Annotated in this window: 18 protein-coding genes; 8 read left to right on the forward strand and 10 right to left on the reverse strand. The window is 67.7% G+C overall.

What is annotated here, in order from left to right; genetic code table 11:
- Positions 1-4: 4 nt before the first annotated feature.
- The 4 genes from CAL26_RS13270 to CAL26_RS13285 all read right to left on the reverse strand — a co-directional run bounded on the left by CAL26_RS13270 (position 5) and on the right by CAL26_RS13285 (position 3,750).
- Positions 5-916 (reverse strand): hydroxyacid dehydrogenase, encoded by a 912-nt coding sequence (locus tag CAL26_RS13270; RefSeq protein ID WP_256988400.1) that lies wholly within the window; start codon positions 914-916, stop codon positions 5-7.
- Between the two features lie 41 nt (positions 917-957).
- Positions 958-1,641, reverse strand: a complete 684-nt coding sequence (locus CAL26_RS13275) for an RraA family protein (protein WP_179283352.1) — start codon at positions 1,639-1,641, stop codon at positions 958-960.
- A gap of 72 nt (positions 1,642-1,713) precedes the next feature.
- Positions 1,714-2,724, reverse strand: coding sequence for a Bug family tripartite tricarboxylate transporter substrate binding protein (locus CAL26_RS13280; RefSeq protein WP_094847382.1), 1,011 nt, complete (start codon positions 2,722-2,724; stop codon positions 1,714-1,716).
- 63 nt (positions 2,725-2,787) lie between these two features.
- Positions 2,788-3,750: a Bug family tripartite tricarboxylate transporter substrate binding protein gene (locus CAL26_RS13285; RefSeq protein WP_256988630.1), complete on the reverse strand. Its 963-nt coding sequence runs from the start codon at positions 3,748-3,750 to the stop codon at positions 2,788-2,790.
- A gap of 102 nt (positions 3,751-3,852) precedes the next feature.
- Here CAL26_RS13285 and CAL26_RS13290 point away from each other — a divergent pair, with 102 nt between their 5' ends.
- Complete coding sequence (locus CAL26_RS13290) at positions 3,853-4,590, forward strand: IclR family transcriptional regulator (RefSeq protein WP_094849854.1); 738 nt, start codon at positions 3,853-3,855, stop codon at positions 4,588-4,590.
- A gap of 67 nt (positions 4,591-4,657) precedes the next feature.
- On the opposite strand, the gene CAL26_RS13295 is transcribed toward CAL26_RS13290, so the two are convergent.
- From CAL26_RS13295 to CAL26_RS13310, 4 genes are all read right to left on the reverse strand, one after another.
- Positions 4,658-5,578: a 2-hydroxyacid dehydrogenase gene (locus CAL26_RS13295; protein ID WP_094847384.1), complete on the reverse strand. Its 921-nt coding sequence runs from the start codon at positions 5,576-5,578 to the stop codon at positions 4,658-4,660.
- A 63-nt stretch (positions 5,579-5,641) separates the two neighbouring features.
- A complete protein-coding gene (locus CAL26_RS13300) occupies positions 5,642-7,114 on the reverse strand; it encodes an FAD-dependent oxidoreductase (RefSeq protein ID WP_094847385.1) in 1,473 nt (490 codons plus the stop codon).
- A gap of 18 nt (positions 7,115-7,132) precedes the next feature.
- On the reverse strand, positions 7,133-8,701 hold the full coding sequence (locus tag CAL26_RS13305) for an ABC transporter substrate-binding protein (RefSeq protein ID WP_094847386.1): 1,569 nt from the start codon (positions 8,699-8,701) through the stop codon (positions 7,133-7,135).
- 39 nt (positions 8,702-8,740) lie between these two features.
- A complete protein-coding gene (locus tag CAL26_RS13310; protein WP_094847387.1) occupies positions 8,741-9,376 on the reverse strand; it encodes a helix-turn-helix domain-containing protein in 636 nt (211 codons plus the stop codon).
- A 143-nt stretch (positions 9,377-9,519) separates the two neighbouring features.
- Between CAL26_RS13310 and CAL26_RS13315 the strand changes: the two genes are divergently transcribed.
- The 7 genes from CAL26_RS13315 (at position 9,520) to CAL26_RS13345 (ending at position 18,179) form a co-directional block, all read left to right on the forward strand.
- Positions 9,520-10,461, forward strand: coding sequence for an ABC transporter permease (locus tag CAL26_RS13315; RefSeq protein WP_094847388.1), 942 nt, complete (start codon positions 9,520-9,522; stop codon positions 10,459-10,461).
- A complete protein-coding gene (locus CAL26_RS13320) occupies positions 10,458-11,324 on the forward strand; it encodes an ABC transporter permease (RefSeq protein WP_094847389.1) in 867 nt (288 codons plus the stop codon). The genes CAL26_RS13315 and CAL26_RS13320 overlap by 4 nt, the downstream gene beginning before the upstream one ends.
- A complete protein-coding gene (locus CAL26_RS13325; protein ID WP_094847390.1) occupies positions 11,317-12,363 on the forward strand; it encodes an ABC transporter ATP-binding protein in 1,047 nt (348 codons plus the stop codon). The genes CAL26_RS13320 and CAL26_RS13325 overlap by 8 nt, the downstream gene beginning before the upstream one ends.
- Complete coding sequence (locus CAL26_RS13330) at positions 12,360-13,343, forward strand: ABC transporter ATP-binding protein (RefSeq protein ID WP_094847391.1); 984 nt, start codon at positions 12,360-12,362, stop codon at positions 13,341-13,343. The genes CAL26_RS13325 and CAL26_RS13330 overlap by 4 nt, the downstream gene beginning before the upstream one ends.
- Positions 13,344-13,428: 85 nt before the next feature.
- Complete coding sequence (locus CAL26_RS13335) at positions 13,429-14,292, forward strand: DODA-type extradiol aromatic ring-opening family dioxygenase (RefSeq protein WP_094847392.1); 864 nt, start codon at positions 13,429-13,431, stop codon at positions 14,290-14,292.
- 227 nt (positions 14,293-14,519) lie between these two features.
- Positions 14,520-16,475 (forward strand): alpha/beta fold hydrolase, encoded by a 1,956-nt coding sequence (locus tag CAL26_RS28650; RefSeq protein WP_256988402.1) that lies wholly within the window; start codon positions 14,520-14,522, stop codon positions 16,473-16,475.
- Positions 16,476-16,520: 45 nt separating this feature from the next.
- Entirely contained in the window at positions 16,521-18,179 is a 1,659-nt protein-coding gene (locus CAL26_RS13345) for a PqiB family protein (protein ID WP_094847393.1), read from the forward strand.
- Here the strand turns inward: CAL26_RS13345 and CAL26_RS13350 are convergent, their stop codons facing one another.
- Positions 18,180-19,898: an ATP-binding protein gene (locus tag CAL26_RS13350; RefSeq protein ID WP_094847394.1), complete on the reverse strand. Its 1,719-nt coding sequence runs from the start codon at positions 19,896-19,898 to the stop codon at positions 18,180-18,182.
- Positions 19,885-21,408, reverse strand: a complete 1,524-nt coding sequence (locus CAL26_RS13355; protein ID WP_094847395.1) for an ATPase domain-containing protein — start codon at positions 21,406-21,408, stop codon at positions 19,885-19,887. Before CAL26_RS13355 ends, CAL26_RS13350 begins: the two co-directional genes overlap by 14 nt.
- Positions 21,409-21,427 lie beyond the last annotated feature (19 nt).

Genomic DNA, 21,427 nt, shown 5'->3' on the forward strand with positions numbered 1-21,427 from the left:
CAGGTCAGGCGTGCGCGGCCTGCTGCCGCAGGACGGCCAACGCGTTTTCCGCCGCGCCCACGCCCATCTTGACGTAGGCTTCCTGCGTCACGCCGCCGATATGCGGGCTGAGGATGATGTTGGGCTCGGCCTGGAACGGGTGGCCGGCGCGCATGGGTTCGGTGGCGAAGCTGTCCAGCCCGGCGGCGCGCACCTTGCCGTCGCGCACGGCCTGCAGCAGGGCCTGCTCGTCGATCAGCCCGCCGCGCGCCGTGTTGACGACGAGCACGCCGGGCTTGCACAGGGCCAGCGTCTGCGCGTTCACCATGCCGCGGTTTTCCTCGGTCAACGGGCAGTGCAGGGAAATCGCGTCCGACTCGCGCCAGATCGTCGCCAGGTCCACGTTGGCGATGTCGGCGGGCAGGTCCTTGGCATACGGATCGAAGCCGATCACGCGCATGTCCATGCTGGCCGCGATGCGGGCGACCCGGCGGCCGATGGCGCCCAGGCCGATCAGGCCCAGCGTCTTGCCGGCCAGCTCCGCGCTCTTGTGGGTGGCCTTGTCCCAATGGCCTGCCCGCATGCGGCTGTCGAGCGAGACCACCGACTTCGCGCAGGCCAGCAGCAGGGCCACACTCTGCTCGGCGACCGCCGCCGCGTTGGCGCCCGCAGCGGCCAGTACGGCGATACCGCGCGACTGGGCCGCGGCCTTGTCGATGGTATCGGTGCCGCTGCCATGCTTGGAGATCACCTTCAGCGACGGCGCGGCTTCCATGGCGGCCGCACCGACCTTGCTGTAGCGCACGATGATGGCGACGGGATCGTGTTGCCGGCACAGGGCCACGATGTCGTCTTCGGTCGGCGTCTTGCCGGCGTAGACGACGTCGTAGCCGTCCAGCAACGCCACCGCCTGTGGCGCCAGGTCGGCCGCGGTCACGAGGATCGCCGGGCGCCCCGTATGAGTTTGCGCGGCGCTGCTCAAAGCGTTTCTCCTTCCTTCAGCACGCCGGCCGTGCGCAGCGCGGAGGCGAGCCACTTGGCAGCCGTATCGCCGCCCTTGATCGCGGCGATACGCGCGGCTTCGTCCTTCACCTTCTTGTCGGCTGACGGCAGCAGGCCTTCGATCTGGTCGCGTTCGATCACCACCACGCCGTCGTTATCGCCGATCACGAAATCGCCAGGGTGCACAGTGACGCCGCCCACCGTGACGGGATGGCCGATGCGGCCGCCGATGTTCTTGGTGGGACCGTTCGGATTCGTGCCGGCGGCGAAGACGGGGTAATCCATCTCGACGATTTCCAGGCTGTCGCGCGCCGCGCCGTCGATCACCACGCCTGCCAGGCCCAGCTGCTTGCAGGCCGTCATCATGATGGTGCCCATCAAGGCGGAGCTCAGGTCGCCCTTGCCGTCGATGACCAGCACGTCGCCAGGCTTGGCCAGCGACATCGCCGCGTGGATCATCAGGTTGTCGCCTGGACGCACCTCGACCGTGAAGGCCGGGCCGGCCAGCTTCATGGACGGATGCAGCGGCCGGATGCGGCCATGCATGGCGCCGCGGCGTCCGTTCACGTCGGCCAGGATGGCGGGTTGGAAGCGCGCGGCCTGCTCGACGATGGCGGCGGAAACGCGGGGGAAGTCCTTGACGATGTCGGGGGTGCTCATGGTGATACCTCGTGGCTTGAGAACGGGTCGGCGCCCGTGGATGGCGTATAGGGGTTCAGGCCTCGCAGGGGTTCAGGCCTTGATGTGGGCGGCGCGGATCAGGCGGCCCCACTTTTCGAAATCGGCGCGGCGCAGCGCGTCCAGGTCGGCGGGCGAACCGCCGGCCAGCGTGATGCCGAGCTGGTTGGCCAGTTCGACGACCGCGGGCTGGCGCAAGGCGTCGCCGATCGCGGCGTTCAGGCGCGTGACGATCGGCGCGGGCGTGCCGGCGGGGGCGAACACCGCCTGCCACTGCTCCACGACGAAGTCCTTGTAGCCTTCCTCGGTCATGGTGGGCGTATCGGGCAGGGCGGCCAGGCGCTTGGCGGACGTCACCGCCAGGGCGCGCAACGCGCCGCTCTTGACGTGGGGCAGGGCGGCGGCGGCCGGCGCGAACATGAACTGCACCTGTCCGCCCAGCGTGTCCTGCAGCGCGGGCGTGTCGCCTTTGTAGGGAACGTGCAGGAACTTCGCGCCGGTCTGCTGCTGCAGCAGTTCGCCCTGCATCTGCAGGATGGTCCCCGTGCCGCCCGAGGCGAAGGCCAGCTTGCCCGGCGATGCCAGGGCCGCCTGCACCAGATCCTTCAGCGTGGCATAGGGTTGCTTGGCGCCCACCACCAGGATGTGCGGAATGGTGCCGATCGTGATGACGGGCACGAACGACGCGATCGGATCGTAGGGAAGCTTGTCCATCATGTGCGGCGCGATGGCCTGCGGTCCGATGGAGGTGCCCAGCAGGGTCAGGCCATCGGGCGCCGCGCGCGCGACCAGCGCCGCGCCGATGGTGCCGGTCGCCCCAGGCTTGTTCTCGACGATGACGGTCGTCGCCAGCGAGCCGTTCAGCTGCTGCGCGATGCTGCGGCCCAATACGTCGGTGCTGCCGCCCGGGGGATAGGGCACGACCCAGGTGATGGGCTTGCCCGCCGGCCACGCGTCCTGCGCGGCGGCCGCGGCGCGGGCGCCGACCGCGCCAGCGGCCAGCATCGCCGCGGACGCCAGAAAGCGCCTGCGGCCGTTCTGCGGGGAAGTCGTCGATGTCGTCATGATGTCTCTCCGTTCTATTTGTTTTGCCTGTCGGGCCAGGTCCCGGCGGGCCGGGACACGTCCTCAATCGATACGCGCACCGGATTCCTTGACGATCCGGCCCCAGCGGACGCGGTCGTCATGGATCAGCTTGCCGAACGCTTCCGGCGTGCTGCTGCGCACGGCAGCGCCCTGCGCCTGGAACAACTTGCGCGTCGACGGCGCTTCCAGCGCGGCGTTGAGCGCCTTGTTGAGCGTGGCGACCACGTCGGCGGGCAGCCCCCTGGGCCCGGCAAGACCGAACCAGGTCACCGCGTCGAAGTCCTTGAATCCCGATTCCGCGAAGGTCGGCACGTCGGGCAGGTCGTCCGTGCGCTGCAGGGACGTCACGGCCAGCGCGCGCATGGCGCCGCTGCGTATGTGGCCGATCAGGGTCGGGACCGACGACATATACATGGCGATCTGGCCGCCGATCAGGTCAGTGGAGCCCTGGGCCGCGCCCTTGTAGGGCACGTGCGTCAAGCTGATGCCCGCGTCTTTCTGGAACATGACGGTCGCCAGGTGGGCCACCGTGCCATTGCCGGAAGTCGCCACGTCCAGCGAGCCCGGCTTGGCCTTGGACGCCGCGACCACGTCGGCCAGCGTCTTGTAGGGCGAGTTGCTGGCCACCACGAGGACCAGCGGCGCGTCGGCGACCAGGCCCACGGGTGTCAGGTCGCGTTCCGGGTCGTAGGGCAGCTTCGCATAGAGCGTCGGGTTGATCGCCAGGTTGCTGGTCTGGCCGATCACCAGGGTGTAGCCGTCGGGCGCCGACTTGGCGACCAGGTCCACGCCCAGGTTGCCGCCCGCGCCGGGCCGGTTTTCGATGACGAAGGTCCAACCCTTCATGGTTCCCATTTCGTTGGCGACCTGGCGCGCGAGCGCGTCGGTGCCGCCGCCCGGTGGGAAGGGCACGATCAGGCGGATGGGCTTGTCGGGATAGGCCAGGGCGGCCGTGGCATGCAGGGCGCAGACGCCCACGAAGATAGCCGCGCAAATACGACGCATGGATTTCATCGTTGTCTCCTATGTTTTATCTATGCGGCGCATTGTGGTGCGTTGTTCCACGTAATACAATGACGTTTCATGGAACGAGACATGTATCACGGTATGAAGCAACCCGATTTACCTGATGAGGAAGGCGCCGGCCCTGAAGATGGCGTGATCGCCGTACGGCGCGCGATGCGCATCCTGGAAGCCTTCGGTGTGGAAGACGCTTCCCTGTCCCTGGCGGAGTTGAGCCGGCGCACCGGCTGCCACCGATCGACGGTGCTGCGTCTGGCGCGCACGTTGGCGATGGACGACTACCTGGCACAGCGGCCCGACGGCAACTGGCGCCTGGCCAAAGCAGCGGGTTGGTTGGGCGCCTGCTACCAGGCCACGTTCAATGTGCTCGAAGTGGTGCAGCCGGTATTGCGCGAGCTGTCCGACGCCACGGGCGAAAGCGCCACGTTCTACGTGCGCGAAGGCAAGCAGCGGATTTGCCTGGCCCGTGTGGAGGGTCCCAGGTCGATACGCCATCACGTACGCGTGGGCGCGGCCTTGCCCCTGCACCTGGGCAGTCCGGGGCGCGTGCTGCTGGCGTTTTCGGGCGAGCCCGACGAGCCTTATGAATCGATACGGCGCACGGGCTACATGATGTCGCTGGGCGAGCGCGATGCGGAAGTCTCCAGCATCTCCGCGCCGGTTTATGGCATCAATTGGAGCCTGGTGGGCGCGATCTGCATTTCGGGCCCGCTATCGCGGTTGACCGAGCAGGTGCTGCTGGACAACAAGGACCACATCCTGTCCGCGGCCAGCAAGCTGTCCCGCGCGATGATGGGCGTGCGCCAAGGCCAACTGCGCTAGGCCGCGGGGGCATTGCGGCATCGATGGCGTGGCCGCGCCGGGAGCCCTGTGCCAGGTGCCCTGTGCATCAATACCCGCGTTGCCGGTCCACCTGCCCGAGCAGCGCCTGTCCCGCGCGCGCCCGGGCGATATTGGCGGCTACGTGCGCGGCGGCCGTGCCGGGGTGCGTCATGCTCGCGTTATGCGGCGTGATGGCGATATCCGCGCGGGCCCAGAACGGATGCTCGGCCGGCAGCGGTTCGACGCGGAATACATCCAGCGTGGCGCCCGACAACTGGCCCGCGTCCAGCGCGGCCAGCAGGTCGGCTTCGACCAGATGCTCGCCACGGCCTACGTTGATCAGGTACGCGCCGCGCGGCAGGCGGGCAAACGTCTCCGCGCAGAGTATGTTTTCAAGCTCCGCGGTCAACGGCAGCAGGTTCACCAGGATGTCCGTCCGCGCGAGGAACGCTTCCAGGCCTTCTTCGCCCGCGTGCGCGTGCACGCCCGGCAGCGTCTTGGCCCGCCGGCTCCAGCCGTCCACCTCGAAACCCAGTCCCTGCAAGGCAAGCGCGCAGGCAGTGCCCAGCTCGCCCAGGCCCATGATGCCGACGCGGCTTACGCGCGCTTCCGGCCGACGCCATGCATGTTCCCGCTGGAATGACCGCATGTCGTCCCAGCCGCGATGCCGCTGCAGCACCGCCATGCAGACGTACTGGACCATCCCGGTGGTGAGCGAGGGATCGACCATGCGCGCCACCGGCAGGTGCGCGGGCACGGTGGGATCCTTCAGGATGTGGTCTACGCCGGCGCCCAGCGAAAACACGGCGCGCAGATTCGGAAAGCCCGCGATCACGCCGGGGTCGGCGGCCCAGCTCAGCACGAACTCCACGTCCTCGGCCGGTCCCGTATCCGGCCAGACGCGCACCTCAAGATCGGGACAGGCGTGCCGCAGGGCTTCGACCCATTGCGCGGTGGGGGCGGTCTTGCGTATCAATACGAGGCTCATGGCAATCGCTCGTTCATGGGGCGGATTTGATAGCGGGTTCGCTCGCGGCTTGGGTCGCGGACGTCATCGCACGCCATACAGGCGCTGCGCCTGCCGCTGGTATTCGGCCATTTCTTCATCGACGCGCGCCGCCGGCCAGCCCAGCGCCCGGCCGAGTTCGGCGGCGTCGGTGGCGATATCCGCCAGGCCCAGGTCGGCATCCCAGAGACGGCCGCGGCGGCGCGCCAGGTAATCTTCCAGCGTCACCACGTGCTCGTCGGCCGGTGTGCGCGACCAGTTGTCCGGCAAGGCCGTGGCGGCGGCGGCCGCCGGCGGACCGAGGCGCGCCTGCAAGGTCTGCAGCAGATCCGCGCCCGTGCGGCGATGCGCGCCCAGCGAGCCGTTGCTCAAGGCGTAGGCGCCCGGCAGGCCGTCGTCGGCCAGATCGTAGATGCGGCGCGAGCGATGCCCCATGGGCAGCGCGGGGTCGAAGGTCAACGGCCGGATGCCGGCCCACGTCGAGACGATATCCCGCCGTCCCAGCTTCAATGCCGGGAACAGGTGATTCACTTCGCCGAGGATGAAGTCGACGTCGTCGCGGTCGCAATGGACGTCGTCCAGATCGCCTTCGTACAGGGTCTCGGTCGGCCCGAAGAAGTGCAGGTCGCGCCAGGGCATGCAATAGAACGGCCGATTGCGCGTGGACATCGCGGCGAAGCCCTGGCCACGGCAGGAAGCCGGCAGGCGGAACACCAGATGCGCGCCCTTGGTGCCGGTGATCTTGCGCGTCACGGGTTTGCCGGCGAGCGCATTGACCTGGTCCACCCACACGCCGCCCAGGTTCATCACGGCGCGCGCGCCGACGGTCGCCTCGCCGCCATCGACCGCGTCGCGCAGCCCGACGATCCACTGGCCGTCCTGCTGGCGCAGGGACGTCGCCGCGGTGTAGTTGCGGACCACCGCGCCCATGGCCTGGGCCTGCATCGCCAGGTCCACCACGGCGCGTTCGGGCCAGTCGAACTGGTACTCGGTGTAGGACGCGATGCTGGCGATGCGTTCGGGTTGCGCGAGGAAAGCCAGGAAGGGATTTTCGGCACGGGCCTGCGCGGCGGAGCTGCGGCGATAGTCCAGCGGCACCTTGCCGTCGGAGACCGCGCCCAGGATGCCGAAGGCCACGTCCACCATCCAGGGCGCATAGGGCCCATCCTTGAACAGGGGATAGTGCATCCGCAAGGGCTTCAGGCCGGCCTTGCCGGATCGCACCAGTTCGCTGCGCACGGCCATCGAGCGCTTGATGGTGCGCACCGCGTCCAGGAAGCGGCCCGGATGGCGCAGGAAGGTGGTCACCGGGCCGCCCGGCATCAGGTAGCGCAACCCGCAATGCAGCAGGCGGCTGGAGCGGGCGCTGGACCCGGAGCCGTAATCCGCCTTGTCGACGAGCAGGACGCGGTAGCCGGCCTGCGCGGCCGCATGGGCGGTCGCCGCGCCGTTGATGCCCGCGCCGATGACCGCGATGTCGAAATCCCGGCCCTCCAGGGCCTGCAATGCTGGACGCATGATGATGGAGACGCGCGGTTATTTGTTCAGGGACGTTTTCTCGGTGATCAGCGGACCGTAGGACAGGGACCCTTGCAGGTCATAGCCATAGTCCAGTGATTTGCGGCTGGCCCAGACGATCTTCTGCTCGAACAGCGGAATGGCGCACACCGCGTCGACGATCTTCTGCTGCGCCTGTTTCCACAGCGCCTTGCGCTTTTCCAGGTCCAATTCCTTGCTGGCCGCGGTGATCTCGGCGTCGGCGGCGTTGCAATGCGAGAAGTTGGCGGCGGCGGTGGGCTGCCCGATGGCGCTGCTGGAAAGATAGAACTCTTTCAGGTAGTTGTCCGCGATGGGAAAGCGCGACGACGCGTAGATCACCAGGTCGCTGAGGTCCTTGCGGATCTGCTGGTGGTAGGTCGCGTGCTCGACGACGTCCATGTCCATCAGCACGTTCACTTTCTTCAGCTGCGCCTGGATGATCTGCGCCGGGCCGAGGGTCGCGGCGTTCTGCGTCTGGATGACCTTGAAGCTCAGGCCGTCGGGGTGGCCGGCTTCCTTGAGCAGGGCGGTGGCCTTGGCGGGGTCGTAGCCGGGCAGATGCACGCTCGGATCCGCGCCCAGCGTGGCGGTCGGGATGACGGTGGGCGAGTCCGCGGCCACCAGCTTGCCCTTGAAGAGCACGATCCGGCTGGGGTCGATCGCATAGGCGATCGCCTGCCGCACGCGCAGGTCGTCGAAAGGCTTGCGCGACGTATTCAGGAAAGCCAGCCCCTGGTAGGCCGGTTCGATGATGTCCAGCTTGGTGTCGGCGCGGTCCTTCATGCGTTCGGCCCAGCGCTGGTCCTGCCGGCCATAGACCAGGTCCAGCTCGCCGGACTCATAGGCCAGGTCGCGGCTGGCGTCGGAACGGATGTAGCGGTAGACGATCTGGTCGAGCTTGGGCGCGCCGCGGAAATACTGCTTGTTGGCCTTGAAGGTCACCGACTGGCTGGCCTGGTAGGCCTCGAACTCGAACGGCCCGGTGCCCACCGGCTGCAGGCGGAAGTTGTCGCCGCGCTGTTCCACCGCCTTCTTGCTGACGATGAAACCGCCCTGGTAGCCGACGAGCGTGTAGAGCAGGTCCGCGGACGGCGACTTCAGCGTGATGCGCACCGTGCGCGGGTCCGCGGCCTCGACCTTTTCGATATTGGCGAAGTCCGCCGCGAAGGAGGACGTCTTGGGATCGCGCGCCCGGTCCAGCGAGAACACCACGTCCTCGGCGGTCATCTTGCCGAAGCCCGCGTGGAACTGGACGTCCTGGCGCAGGGTGAAGGTCCAGACCTTCTTGTCGGCCGAGACATCCCATTTTGCCGCCAGATCGGGCTCGATGCTTTCCAGCGATACGGAACCTGGCTTGAAACGGGTCAGGCCGTTGTACAGCCACGGCATGAGGATTTTTTCCTGCGTGGCGGACGCCCGGTGCGGGTCCAGCGTGGCGAGGTCGGACGCCGCCATGCCGACGTTCAGGACCTGGGCGGCGAGCGCCTGGGCAGGTGTCAACGTGGCCAACCCCGCGCCCAGCAGAGCGGCGAACAGCGCGGCGTTCTTGATGCGTGCAATCGACATAACGGCTTCCCCTTGGTTTATGCGTGGTGATGACGATGGTTATTCGGCCGGCGCCGCGGGCGGCGCGGATTCCTGCAGCGGCAGCGCGGCGACCACCCACAGCACTTCGGCCTTTTCCTGGCCCGGATTGCGCCAGCGGTGCGGTGCCTTGCTGTGATACCGGAAGCTGTCGCCGGGATGCAGCGTGAAGCTTTTGTCCTCGATCCAGAGTTCCAGCGTGCCGGACAGCACCAGGCCGACCTGTTCGCCGCGCTCGATGGTGAACAACTCCTCGCCGGTCGAGCCGCCCGGTTCGATATACGCCCGGTACACGTTGATGCCGGCCGAAGGCTGGGGCGTGAGGATGACTTTCTCGATGCCTTTTTCCGGCGCCTTCAGCGCGGGATGGCTGCCGGCGCGCGCCACCACGCCTTTTTCGTCGGCGGCCGGCGAGTTGCCGAATTCCAACAGGGTGGTGCTGGGGATGTTCAGGGCGTCGGAAATCACCCTGAGCATGCGCACCGACGGCGAGCTGATGCCGCGTTCCACCTGGCTGAGCAGGCCCACCGAGATCTGGCACATCTCCGACAGCTTGGAGATGGACAGGCCCTGTTGCTTGCGCGCCCGGCGGATCTGCTGGCCCAGCCACAGGTCGGCGACGCTACGGGCTTCATAGGAAGCGGAGGTGGGAGGCATGAGGCTCGAAGGGTATTGGGACAGGCGAATTCTTCCATTCGTGATGGAATCACGCAAGTGAAAATTTCATATTGACGATGGCTTCATGTGGATGGCAGTATTCACGCATTCCCGGTTCCGGCTCCCGCGTTAGGAAAAAACCCGTGTTGCTGTATGTGCTGAAACGGCTGTTGATGGCGGTGCCCACGCTGCTGGGCGTGCTGACCATCGTCTTCGTCATCGTCCGCATCGCGCCCGGCGATCCGGCGATCGTCATCCTGGGCGAGAACGCGACGCGCGAGGCGATCGAGCAATTGCACCGGCAATTGGGACTGGACATGCCGCTGTGGCGGCAGTACCTGGATTTCATGGGATCGGTGCTTACCGGCGACCTGGGCCGCTCCATGATCACCAACCGGCCGGTGCTGTCGGAAGTGGCGCGGGTGCTGCCTTACACCATCGAATTGACGCTGGCGGCCATCGTCATCGGCATCGTGGTGGGCCTGCCCCTGGGCGTGATCGCCGCCCGCTACCGCAACCGCGCGCTGGACTTCATCATCCGTTGCGTGTCGCTGCTGGGGCTGTCCTTTCCCGCGTTCATCTCCGCCATCCTGTTGCTGCTGCTGTTTTCCATCCAGCTCAAATGGCTGCCAGTGATCGGCGAGGCCAGCTATGCCGATCCCGGCAAGCGCGCCGCCGCGCTGGTGCTGCCGGCCCTGAACCTGGGCCTGATCATGGTGGCCTACATCACCCGGGTGACGCGCTCCAGCATGCTGAACGTCATCGGCGAGGACTACATCCGCACCGCGCGCGCCAAGGGCGTCCCGGCGCGCTTCGTGGTGTGGCGCCACACGCTGCGCAACGCGCTGATTCCCATCGTCACCGTCATCGGCCTCTACCTGGGCGTGCTCATCGGCAATTCCGTGCTGACGGAAATCGTCTTCAACCGGCCCGGCCTGGGCAAGCTCATCGTCATCGCGCTGAACTCGCGCGACTATCCCACCCTGCAGGCCATGCTGGTCATCTACGCCTTCGTCATCGTGCTGGCCAATCTGCTGACCGACCTGATGTACGGGGTCATCGATCCCAAGGTGCGCAACCAATGAGCGCTATCGCCGTTTCCTCGCCGTCGCGCGCCGCGCGGCTGCTGCGCCTGTGCTGGCGCCGCAAGGCCGCCAGCGCGGGCGCCATCGTCACGCTGCTGGTCATCCTGGCGGCCGTCTTCGCGCCCTGGCTGGCGCACATGGATCCCAACGAGCAGGACATCGCCGCGCAGCTGATGGGCCCGTCCGCCGAGCACATGCTGGGCACGGATACCTACGGACGCGACGTCTGGGCGCGCATCCTGTACGGCGCGCGGGTGTCGCTATTCATCGGCGTGGCGTCGATCGCCGTGGCCATGGTGGTCGGCGGCCTGCTCGGCCTGATCGCGGGCTACAAGGGCGGGCGCACCGACCGCGTCATCATGGCGGTGATGGACATGCTGCTGTCCTTTCCCAGCCTGGTCATGGGACTGCTGGTGGTGGCGGTGCTGGGGCCGTCGATGGTCAACCTGATCATCGCGATCTCGTTCACGGCGATCGCGCCCTTCGCCCGCATCGCCCGCGCCCCGACGCTGGCCGTGCGGCAGCGCGATTTCGTCGAGGCGGGCAGGGCGCTGGGGTATTCGGACCTGCGCCTGATGCTGCGGCACATCCTGCCCAACATCCTGGACGAGATCCTGGTGCTGGGATCGCTATGGTTGGCCACCGCCATCCGTACCGAGGCGTCGCTCAGCTTCATCGGCCTGGGCGTGCGGCCGCCCACCGCGACCTGGGGCGGGATGATCCGCGACGGCTTCGAGAACATGCTGGATGCGCCATGGCTGGTGATATTCCCCAGCATCGCCATCCTGATCATCATGATTTCGCTGAACCTGCTGGGCGACGGGTTGCGCGATGCCACCGATCCGAAACTGCGCAATGAATAATTTCACTCACGAGGCCGACGCGCCGGTCCTGTCCGTCACGCGCCTGACGACCGAATTCCGCGTCAAGGGGCAGTGGCATTCCGCGATCCGCGACCTCAGCCTTCATGTGGGCCGCAACGAAACGCTGGCCATCGTCGGCGAGTCCGGTTGCGGCAAGAGCATTACCGCGCTGTCGGTCATGCGCCTGATCAATCCGGCGCAGGGCAGGATCGCCGGCGGCCAGATCCGCCTGGACGGGCAGGACCTGCTCGCGCTGTCGGAGCCGCAGATGGAGAAGGTGCGCGGCAACGCCATGGCGATGATTTTCCAGGAACCGATGACCTCGCTGAATCCGGTCATGACCATAGGCAGCCAGATCGCCGAGTCCGTGCGCTTTCATCGCCGCGCCTCGCGCGAACAGGCACGCGCGCGGGCGCTGGAACTGCTGGAGTGGGTGCGCATCCCGGCGGCGGCGCGGCGCTACGACGATTATCCGCACCAGTTCAGCGGCGGCATGCGCCAGCGCGTCATGATCGCCATGGCCCTGGCCTGTGAGCCCAGGCTGCTGCTGGCCGACGAGCCGACGACGGCGCTGGACGTGACGATACAGGTGCAGATCCTGGCGCTGTTGGCCGAACTGAAGGCCACGCGCGACATGGGCATGGTGTTCATCACGCACAACCTGGGCGTGGTCGCGTCCATCGCCGACCGCGTGGCCGTGATGTACGGCGGCCGCGTCATCGAGCAGACCGACGTGCAGTCGCTGTTCGATCGGCCGACGCATCCCTATACCGAGGCCCTGCTGCGTTCCATGCCGCGCGTGGATCGTCCGCGCGCGGACCTGCAGCCCATCCCCGGCCAGGTGCCGCCCATCACGGTGGAAACGCCCGGCTGCCGCTACGCCGATCGCTGTCCGCTGGCGCAGCCGCGTTGCCGGCAGGCGGTCCCTCCGCTGGCGCCGGTCGGCGGCGATGTCCGCCACCTGGCGCGCTGCTGGGTCCGCGCCGATGCCGTCGACGCGGACGTCGACATCGACACCCGCCAGGAGGCCTCGGCATGAGCGCGCACGCATTGCTGGAAGTACGCAACCTGTCCAAGGAGTTCGTCGTCAAGCAGGGCTTCCTGGGCGGCAAGAAGGCCGTCCTGCAGGCCGTGCACGACGTATCGTTCGAAGTGCGCGAAGGCGAGGCCTTCGGCATCGTCGGCGAATCCGGCTGCGGCAAATCCACCGCCGGCCGCAGCCTGCTGCGCCTGATCGAACCGACGTCGGGCGAAGTCCGCTACAAGGGCGAGAACATCGTCGACTTCGACCGCGCGCGCCTGCAGGCCCTGCGCCGCGAAATACAGATTATCTTCCAGGATCCCTATGCGTCGCTGAACCCGCGCATGACCATAGGCGCGACGCTGGAAGAACCCATGCTGCTGCATGGCGTGGCCACGCGGGCGAACGTCCGCGCCAAGGTGGAAGCCGCCTTGCTGGAAGTCGGGCTGCCGGCGCAGGCCATGAGCAAGTATCCGCATGAGTTTTCCGGCGGCCAGCGCCAGCGCGTGGGCATCGCGCGCGCGCTGGCGCTGAATCCGCGCCTGATCGTGGCGGACGAACCGGTATCGGCGTTGGACGTCTCGATCCAGGCGCAGGTGCTGCTGCTGATGGAAGCCCTGCAACGCAGCCGCGGACTGAGCTTCGTATTCATTTCGCACGACCTGGGCGTCGTGCGCCACTTCTGCAACAACGTCGCGGTGATGTACCTGGGCCGGGTGGTGGAAAAAGGCCCCGTGGATCCGTTGTTCGAGGAACCGCTGCATCCCTACACGCAGGCCCTGCGGGCGGCCTCGCCGGTGCCCGATCCACGGCAGAAGATCACCATCGCCAAGATAGACGGCGACATTGCCTCGCCGCTGTCGCCGCCCGGCGGCTGCCACTTCCATCCGCGCTGTCCCAAGGCGATGCCCGTCTGCAAGGCGGAATACCCGGCCATGCGCACGGTCGCGCCCGGACGCCAGGTGGCGTGCCATCTTTATCCGGCGCCGAATCCCTGACTTGCGCGGCCGGGCCGGGCCGTTACACAATGCCCTGATTCGCCGGCGGCGCCGATTGCGCCGCCCCTTCGTTCAGGTTCAAGACATGACGACCACCGCCACCCCGGCCGCCCCCCGCATGCCCGTCTATTTCCTGTCGCATGGCGGCGGGCCCTGGCCCTACATGCAAGGCCAGATGCGCGAGCGCTATGCGGTGCTGGAGCGATCGCTGCGGGACATACCCGCGCAACTGCCCGCGCCGCCCAAGGCGATCCTGGTGGTGTCGGGCCATTGGGAAGAACCGGAGCTGACCGTGTCGTCCTCGCCCCGGCCCGGGATGATCTACGACTACTACGGTTTCCCGGATTACCTGTATCACATCAGCTATCCCGCCCCCGGTTCGCCCGAATTGGCCGAACGGGTGCGCAAGCTGTTGACCGATGCGGGCTGGCCGGCGCACAGCGATCCGGACAGGGGCTACGACCATGGCACCTTCAGCATGCTGGCGCCCATGTACCCACAGGCGGATGTTCCCGTTGTGCAGCTGTCCATGATGGCGGACATGGACCCCGCGCGCCACATCGCGGCGGGCCAGGCCCTGGCGCCGCTGCGCGACGAAGGCGTACTGATCCTGGGCAGCGGCCTGAGCTATCACAACCTGCGCAACTGGGGGCCGGGCGCGGCCGCGCCGTCGGCGGCCTTCGATGCATGGTTGCGCGATGCGCTGCTTGATGCAACGCCGCAAGCACGGCGCCAGGCGCTGACGCAATGGGAGCAGGCGCCCGGCGCACGCCAGGCGCATCCCCGCGAGGATCACCTGATCCCGCTCATGGTGGTGCTGGGCGCCGCCGGGGACGATCCGGCCACGCGCATCTACAGCGAGGAATTCATGGGCGCCATCGCGGTGTCCAGCTACCGCTTCGGCGCGGACCGCACGTCCAGCCGCGTCGACCTGCCGGCCGCCGCATAAGGCTGCCGTACCGCGGTACGCCGCGGGGCACTTGCGGCGAATCGCGGGAACCATTAAGGTCATTGGGCGAAATCCGTCCGCGGGGGCGATTCGCGACACCAAGCGGCCGACAGAAGCCAGCCAGTGTGACAGCCCGTTTGACATCCGGTTTGCCAGCCGGTGTGCCATCCGGCCTGTCATCCGTCCGTGCGCGTTCGTCCTTGATGGATCTTCGTGGAGCCCCCGCCATGTCCTTGCGTGGATTGCTAGCCAGGCCGCTCGCCGGCCTGTTCGTCCTGTCGGTTTTTTCCGCACTGGCCGCTGCCGTCGCGTCGCCCGCCATGGCGGCCCCGGATGCCGCGCCCAGTGCGGTCCCCAGTGCCGCGCCCGCCGCCAAGCCCCCGCTGGTCCTGGAAGACGAAGGCAGCTTCTTCGTCGGCGGCCGCGAACGGGCTTCGGAAACCCTGTCCTTGACGCAGAAATACGATCCGCGCGGCACCGTCACGGTGGACCAGATGTACGTGCAATACCAGGTCCCCGTGAACGCCAAACCCTATTCGATCACGCTGATCCATGGCTGCTGCCTGACCGGCAAGACCTGGGAAACCACGCCCGACGGCAGGATGGGCTGGAACCAGTACTTCGTGCGCAAGGGCTACGCCACCTACACCATCGACCAGGCCGGCCGCGGCCGGTCGGCGACGGATATCTCGGGCATCAACGCCGTGCACCTGGGCAAGGCCGCGCCCGACAGCCTGCCGGCGGTGTTCGCGGCCGGGCATGAAGCGGCCTGGACCATTTTCCGCTTCGGTCCGAAGTACCCCGAGGCCTACGCGGACACGCAGTTTCCCGTGCAGGCGCAGGCCGAACTCTGGCAGCAGATGGTGCCCGATTGGCTGACCGCCTTGCCCACGCCCAACCCGACGGTCGCCGACCTGTCCAAGCTGGCGATCAAGCTGAAGGGCACGGTGCTGATGAGCCACTCACAGTCGGGCATCTATCCGTTCCAGACCGCGGCGTTGAACAAGACGGGCGTGGCGGGCATCGTCGCCGTCGAGCCCGGCGAGTGCCCCAAGGTCGAAGAAGCCCGGGCGCTGGTGGGCATTCCCATCCTGGTCGTCTTCGGCGACCACGTGCAGGAGTCCAGCCGCTGGGCGCCGCGCTTCAAGGCCTGCCAGGACTTCATCGCCGCGTTTACGTCCGCGGGCGGCACGGGTGAGTTCATGAGCCTGCCGGCCATGGGCATACACGGCAACTCGCACATGATGATGCAGGACAGGAACAACCTGCAGGTCGCCGACCTGATCCTGGGATGGATAGACCGCAATGTGGAAGGGGCAGGGCGCACGGCGTCCGCTGCCGCCGCCACGCCGCCCACTGCCGGCAATGGCAATGGCAATGCCGGCGGCACGGACGCCGCGCGCCATCATGTGCTGGTGCAAGCCGCGCCCGACGTCCGTATAGACGTGATCGAGGAAGGCGCCGGCCGTCCGCTGGTGCTGCTGCCATCGCGCGGCCGCGGCGCGGAGGATTTCGACGACGTCGCGCGCCGGCTCGCGGGCGAGGGCTACCGCGTCCTGCGCCCGCAACCACGCGGCATCGGCCAGAGCACGGGCCCGATGGACAACATCACCCTGCACGACCTCGCCAACGACGTCGCGGCGGTCATCCGGGACCAGGTGCGTGAACCCGTGGTGATCGTCGGCCATGCCTTCGGCAACTGGGTCGCGCGCACCGCCAGCGTCGACCATCCGGAACTGGTGCGCGGCGTGGTCATCCTGGCGGCCGCCGCCAAGCAGTATCCGCCCGGCCTGAGCGAACACGTCGACCGCAGCGGCGACCTGTCGCTGCCCGACGCCGAGCGCCTGAAGTCCCTGCAGTACGCCTTCTTCGCGCCCGGCCATGACGCCAGCGTCTGGCTGACCGGATGGTATCCACGCGTCAATGAAAGCGAACGCCTGGCCGGCAAGGCGACCAGGCAATCGGATTGGTGGTCAGGCGGCAGCGCGCCGATGCTAGACTTGCAGGCGGGCGACGATCCCTTCAAACCGGCCGCCACGCGCACTGAAGTCAAGGACGAATTCGGCGACCGCGTAACCATGGTCGTCATCCCCGGCGCGGGCCACGCGCTGGTACCGGAAAGCCCGGCAGCGGTCGTGGATGCGATCGCCAGGTGGGAAAGGTCGCTGCCGTCCCAGCAATGACCGCGGGCATGCGTGCGGTGCATGCCGGCCCGCAAGGGGGCACGCATGGCGCAGGAAAACGATACCGGCGACGGGCCGGCCATCGGCGCACCCACGGTCACGCGGAAAGCGCGCCGGATATCCTGGATATGGGCCGTGCCGGTCGTCGCATTGCTCGCGGGCGCCGGGCTCGTGTTGCGCGCCTGGCTGGAGACCGGCCCGACCATCACGATCACCTTCCGGACGGCCGACGGGCTGGAGGCCGGCAAGACGCAGATCCGCTACAAGGAAGTGAACGTCGGCCAGATCGACGGTATCCGTCTGGCCGACGATCGTTCGCATGTGATCGCCACGGCCAGGCTCGCGAAAGAAGCGGCGTCGCTGGCGCAGCAGGGCACGAACTTCTGGGTGGTGCGCCCGCGCCTTGGATTCAGCGGCGTATCGGGACTGGGCACGCTGTTTTCCGGCGCGTACATCGGCGTGGACGCGCCCGCGAAGCCCGTGGCCGGACATCCCAGGACCGACTTCATCGGCCTGGAGACGCCGCCCGAAGTCCTGCAGGACAGGCCCGGCCGCAGATTCAACCTGCAGGCGGCGACGCTGGGCTCGCTGGACATCGGATCGCCCGTGTACTACCGGCGCATCGCGGTCGGCCAGGTCATCGGCTACCAGCTGAACGGCGATGGCCGGCACGTCGACGTGCAGGTCTTCGTCGACGCGCCCAACGACCGCTTCGTCAATGAGGCGACACGCTTCTGGAATGCCAGCGGCGTGGATCTTTCCATCGATGCGCAAGGCTTGCAGGTGCGCACGCAGTCGATCCTGGCGGTCGCGCTGGGCGGCCTGGCCTTCGAAGACTTCGGCGGCGGGGATGGCACTGCGGCCGGTTCACCCGACCGACGCTTTCCCATCTACGTCAACGAGCAGGCGGCCCGCGCGAAACCCGACGGCACGCCGCTCGCGGTGCGATTGAGGTTCAGCCAGTCGGTGCGCGGCTTGAGCGTGGGCGCGCCCATCGATTTCCATGGCATCGTGCTGGGCCAGGTCGACGCGATCGACATGCGGTTCGATCGCGCGGGCGCGCAGTTCTATCCGGTGATCAGCGCGACGATATTCCCCGACAGGCTGGGCCCGGTCGCCCAGGTGGTGCACGAATACGCCGGTCCGGATCCCCGGCATCCCAGCGGCAGGCTGCTTGCCCAACTGATCGAGCGCGGCGTGCGCGCGCAGCTGCGCACCGGCAATCTCCTGACCGGGCAGCTCTACGTGGCCCTGGACGAGTTTCCGCGGGCGCCGCCGGTTGCTTTCGCCATGTCCATACCGGTGGACATCCCCACGGTGCCGAACAACCTGGACCAGCTCCAGCAGCAGCTTGCCAGCATCGCGGCGAAGATCGAGAAGATTCCCTTCGACCGCATCGGCGACGACCTGCGCGCGACCCTGTCCAGTGCGAACCGCCTGATGACCAGGCTGGATCGCCAGGTCGCGCCCGAGGCCCAGGCGGCCCTGCGCCAGGCCACGCGCGCCATGAGCCAGATCGCGGCCCTGATGGGCACGGATGGCGGCCCCGTCGCCGACCTGCAGCGCACCTTGAATGAACTGGGCCGCACGGCACGCTCGCTGCGCGCCCTGTCGGACTACCTGCAGAGCAATCCGGAAGCCTTGTTGCGCGGCCGCTCGCCCGACCCGGCCGCCAGCAACCGGCGGCCGGCCGAGGTCCCGTGATCAGGACATGGTGGACCTGGAGCGGCCGGCCAGGGCATTGGCGGGCGCGTTGCATCCACTCAGCACCGTGCGCAGCACGCTGCCCAGGTCCTCGAGCCGATACGGCTTGGGCAGCAGCGGGATGCCGTCGCTTTCCGCCGCGCGTGCTTCCTGGCCCATGAAGCCGGTGGTCAGCACGATGGGCAGGGCGAAGCGGCGGGCGCGTATCTCGCGCACGAGCTCCAGCCCGCTCATCCCGCCCGGCATCATGATGTCGGAAAACACCACGTCGATACGGCGGCCGTCCGCCAGCGCGCCCAGCGCCGCGGCGGGACTGGCGACGCGGGTGGCTTCGAAACCCAGCTGCGCCATCATCTCGCCCACCAGCGCCGCGACTCCGTCGTCGTCCTCGACGACGAGCACGTGGGCGCACGATGGTGCCGCGTCGACCGCGTTGCCCGCCACGGGTTGCGCATCGGACAGCGGCTTGAGGCAGCGCGGCAGCAACAGCCGGACGGTGGTGCCCCGGCCCAGCTGCGTGTATATCCGCACGTCGCCGCCCGATTGGCGCGCGAACCCGTAGGCCTGCGCCAGGCCCAGGCCGGAGCCTTTGCCGACGTCCTTGGTGGTGAAGAAGGGCTCGAAGACGCGGGCCTTCACTTCCTCGGTCATCCCGGTCCCGGTATCGACGACGGACAGGCCGACGAAATCGCCCTTGAGGACGCCGTCGTCCACCGCGGGCATATTCTCGGCGCGGATTTCAATGGTGCCGCCCGTGGGCATGGCGTCGCGGGCGTTGACCGCCAGATTGAGCAGGACCAGTTCCAGTTCGCCAGGATCGACTTCCACCGGCCACAGGCCGGCCGGCAGCCGCAGCCCGACCTTGATGTCGCCCCGCAGGCTGCGATCCAGCATCTCGCGCATCCCGTCGATCTGCCGCACCAGGTCGACCGGTTCCGCTTGCAGCGGCTGCCGGCGCGCGAACGCCAGCAACTGGCGCGTCAGTCCCGCGCCCCGTTCGACGGCTTGCTGCATGGCCTGCATCAGGCGCGCGCGGCGGTTCGGATCGGCCTGGCGGTCGAACATCTGCAGGCCGCCGGAGATCACCATCAGCAGGTTGTTGAAGTCGTGCGCCACGCCGCCCGTGAGCTGGCCCAGCGCTTCCATCTTCTGCGCGTGGCGCAGCGTTTCCTCGACCCGGGCGCGTTCCGTCATCTGCTGGCGCAGCTGGGCATTGGCGGCCTCCAGTTCCATGGTGCGGGCACGCACGGTGTCTTCCAGTATGGCGGCGGCCTCTTCCTGTTCGCGCAGCAGCGCCCGCGTCTCGTATTGCCGCATGCGCGCGCGCACCGCCGCGTGCACGGCGCTGGTCAGCGTGATGGCCTGGACGGGACGCTCCAGCAAGGAGACGTTGCGCAAGGCCGCGACCATCTTCTGCCGCCATGCCGCCACCGCGGGTTGCTGGACGCGGCTGGTCAGCACGACGAAGGGCAGGTCCGACCATGCGGGCTGCGCGTATACCCATTCCGACATGGCCTGGAGGTGCGCGCCGAACAGGGCCTCTTCGGTCACGCACACGGCCGCCACGCCTTGCGACACGCTGGAGAGGACTCTCTCCATGCTGGCGCTCACTTCGACATCCAGTCCGGACCGGTGCAGCAGCGCGGCCGATGCCGGTCCGTCCCGCCCGATGGGGGCATAGACGACGACACGCGCCTCGCGATCGTCAATCGGCCCCATCGAGCATGCCTTGCATCAGAGGAAGACTGTCGCCGTTGTAACTCGGCGTGCCGGCGAAGATGCCGCTGAACGCGCTCAGGGGCGGGCCCAGATGGATACCCCCGGCGCCCAGCCGGAACTCCCGTATCGTGTGCTCATGCCGGCCCGCGCGCTTCTTGACCACCGATATGGCGCGGCGCACGGTGCCCGCGTGTTCGAAGTACCGCAGCATCAGGACACAGTCGCTCAGATAGCTGATGTCCAGCGGCGTGTCGGCCGTGCCCATCAGTCCGTGCTGCGCCAGGACCAGGATGGTGTTCACGCCTTGCTGCCCCAGGAAGGTGAGCAATTCGTGCATCTGCAGGATCAGGAAGCGGCCGTCCGGCATCGCGTTCAGATAGCCGTTCAGGCTGTCGATCACCACGGTGCGGGCGCCGTCTACCTCGACGTCATGCCGCACGAGCGCGGCGAATTCGCCCGGCGAGAGCTCGGCGGGATCGATCTGCTGCACGCGCAGCAGGCCGCTGTCGAACGCGCTGTCGATGCCCATGCCCAGGCTTCTGGCGCGCGCTTCCAGCGTGCCGCGTCCTTCGTCGAAGGCATAGACGACCGCATGCTCGCCCCGTTGCGTCGCGGCAATCGCGTACGACAGCGCGACCGACGACTTGCCGATGCCGGCCGAGCCCACCAGCAGGGCGTTGGTGCCGCGCTCCAGCCCGCCGCCCAGGAGCTCGTCCAGCTCGCCGTTGCCGCTGGAGATCTGTCCCTGCGCATAGGGCGTATGGTGCTCCGCCGCCACCAGTCGCGGATAAACGGCCAGTCCGCCTTTCTTGATGGTGAAATCGTGATAGCCGCCGCGGAAATCGATGCCGCGCATCTTGACCACGCGCAGCCGCCGCCGCTGGGCGCCGTAATCGATGGCAAGCTGCTCCAGCGACAGCACGCCGTGCGAAATCGAGTGCAGCTGCAGGTCCACGGAATCCGACGATAGGTCGTCCAGGAGGATGACCGTGCATTGGCGGCTGGAGAAGAAATGCTTCAGCGCCAGCACCTGCCTGCGGTAGCGCAGCGGCGTCTGGGCCAGCATGCGCAGCTCGGAGAGGCTGTCCAGCACCACCCGCGACGGGTTGATGGCCTCGACCTGGTCGACGATCAGCTTGGTGGTTTCGTTCAGCTCGACTTCGGCGGGGTGCAGGACGGTGAGCTCGCGCTCGGGATCCAGCGTGCCTTCCTGGGGCACGAGCTCGAAGACATCGATACCGTCCAGCGTCCAGCCGTGGCGCTTCGCGACCAGTGCGAGCTCCTGCCGGGTTTCCGACAGCGCAATGTAGAGCACACGCTCGCCCTGGCGGGCACCTTCCAGCAGGAATTGCATGGCGATGGTGGTCTTGCCGGTGCCGGGATTGCCTTCATAGAGATACATGCGATAGCGGTCCAGGCCGCCGCCCAGGATATCGTCCAGGCCCACGCTGCCGGTGGATATCCGCATGCTGTCTTCGTTTTCAAAGTCGACGCTATTCTTATCACCCATGGCGTTCCTTTGCGTTAAC

Source organism: Bordetella genomosp. 9 (genome assembly GCF_002261425.1).
Taxonomy (GTDB): domain Bacteria; phylum Pseudomonadota; class Gammaproteobacteria; order Burkholderiales; family Burkholderiaceae_B; genus Bordetella_C.

Bases quoted from the DNA above. Each gene is read 5' to 3' on its own strand.
- CAL26_RS13275 (WP_179283352.1), bottom strand. From the start codon at position 1,641: ATGAGCACCCCCGACATCGTCAAGGACTTCCCCCGCGTTTCCGCCGCC.
- CAL26_RS13280 (WP_094847382.1), bottom strand. From the start codon at position 2,724: ATGACGACATCGACGACTTCCCCGCAGAACGGCCGCAGGCGCTTTCTG.
- CAL26_RS13285 (WP_256988630.1), bottom strand. From the start codon at position 3,750: ATGCGTCGTATTTGCGCGGCTATCTTCGTGGGCGTCTGCGCCCTGCAT.
- CAL26_RS13290 (WP_094849854.1), top strand. From the start codon at position 3,853: ATGAAGCAACCCGATTTACCTGATGAGGAAGGCGCCGGCCCTGAAGAT.
- CAL26_RS13295 (WP_094847384.1), bottom strand. From the start codon at position 5,578: ATGAGCCTCGTATTGATACGCAAGACCGCCCCCACCGCGCAATGGGTC.
- CAL26_RS13300 (WP_094847385.1), bottom strand. From the start codon at position 7,114: ATGCGTCCAGCATTGCAGGCCCTGGAGGGCCGGGATTTCGACATCGCG.
- CAL26_RS13305 (WP_094847386.1), bottom strand. From the start codon at position 8,701: ATGTCGATTGCACGCATCAAGAACGCCGCGCTGTTCGCCGCTCTGCTG.
- CAL26_RS13310 (WP_094847387.1), bottom strand. From the start codon at position 9,376: ATGCCTCCCACCTCCGCTTCCTATGAAGCCCGTAGCGTCGCCGACCTG.
- CAL26_RS13320 (WP_094847389.1), top strand. From the start codon at position 10,458: ATGAGCGCTATCGCCGTTTCCTCGCCGTCGCGCGCCGCGCGGCTGCTG.
- CAL26_RS13325 (WP_094847390.1), top strand. From the start codon at position 11,317: ATGAATAATTTCACTCACGAGGCCGACGCGCCGGTCCTGTCCGTCACG.
- CAL26_RS13330 (WP_094847391.1), top strand. From the start codon at position 12,360: ATGAGCGCGCACGCATTGCTGGAAGTACGCAACCTGTCCAAGGAGTTC.
- CAL26_RS13335 (WP_094847392.1), top strand. From the start codon at position 13,429: ATGACGACCACCGCCACCCCGGCCGCCCCCCGCATGCCCGTCTATTTC.
- CAL26_RS28650 (WP_256988402.1), top strand. From the start codon at position 14,520: ATGTCCTTGCGTGGATTGCTAGCCAGGCCGCTCGCCGGCCTGTTCGTC.
- CAL26_RS13345 (WP_094847393.1), top strand. From the start codon at position 16,521: ATGGCGCAGGAAAACGATACCGGCGACGGGCCGGCCATCGGCGCACCC.
- CAL26_RS13350 (WP_094847394.1), bottom strand. From the start codon at position 19,898: ATGGGGCCGATTGACGATCGCGAGGCGCGTGTCGTCGTCTATGCCCCC.
- CAL26_RS13355 (WP_094847395.1), bottom strand. From the start codon at position 21,408: ATGGGTGATAAGAATAGCGTCGACTTTGAAAACGAAGACAGCATGCGG.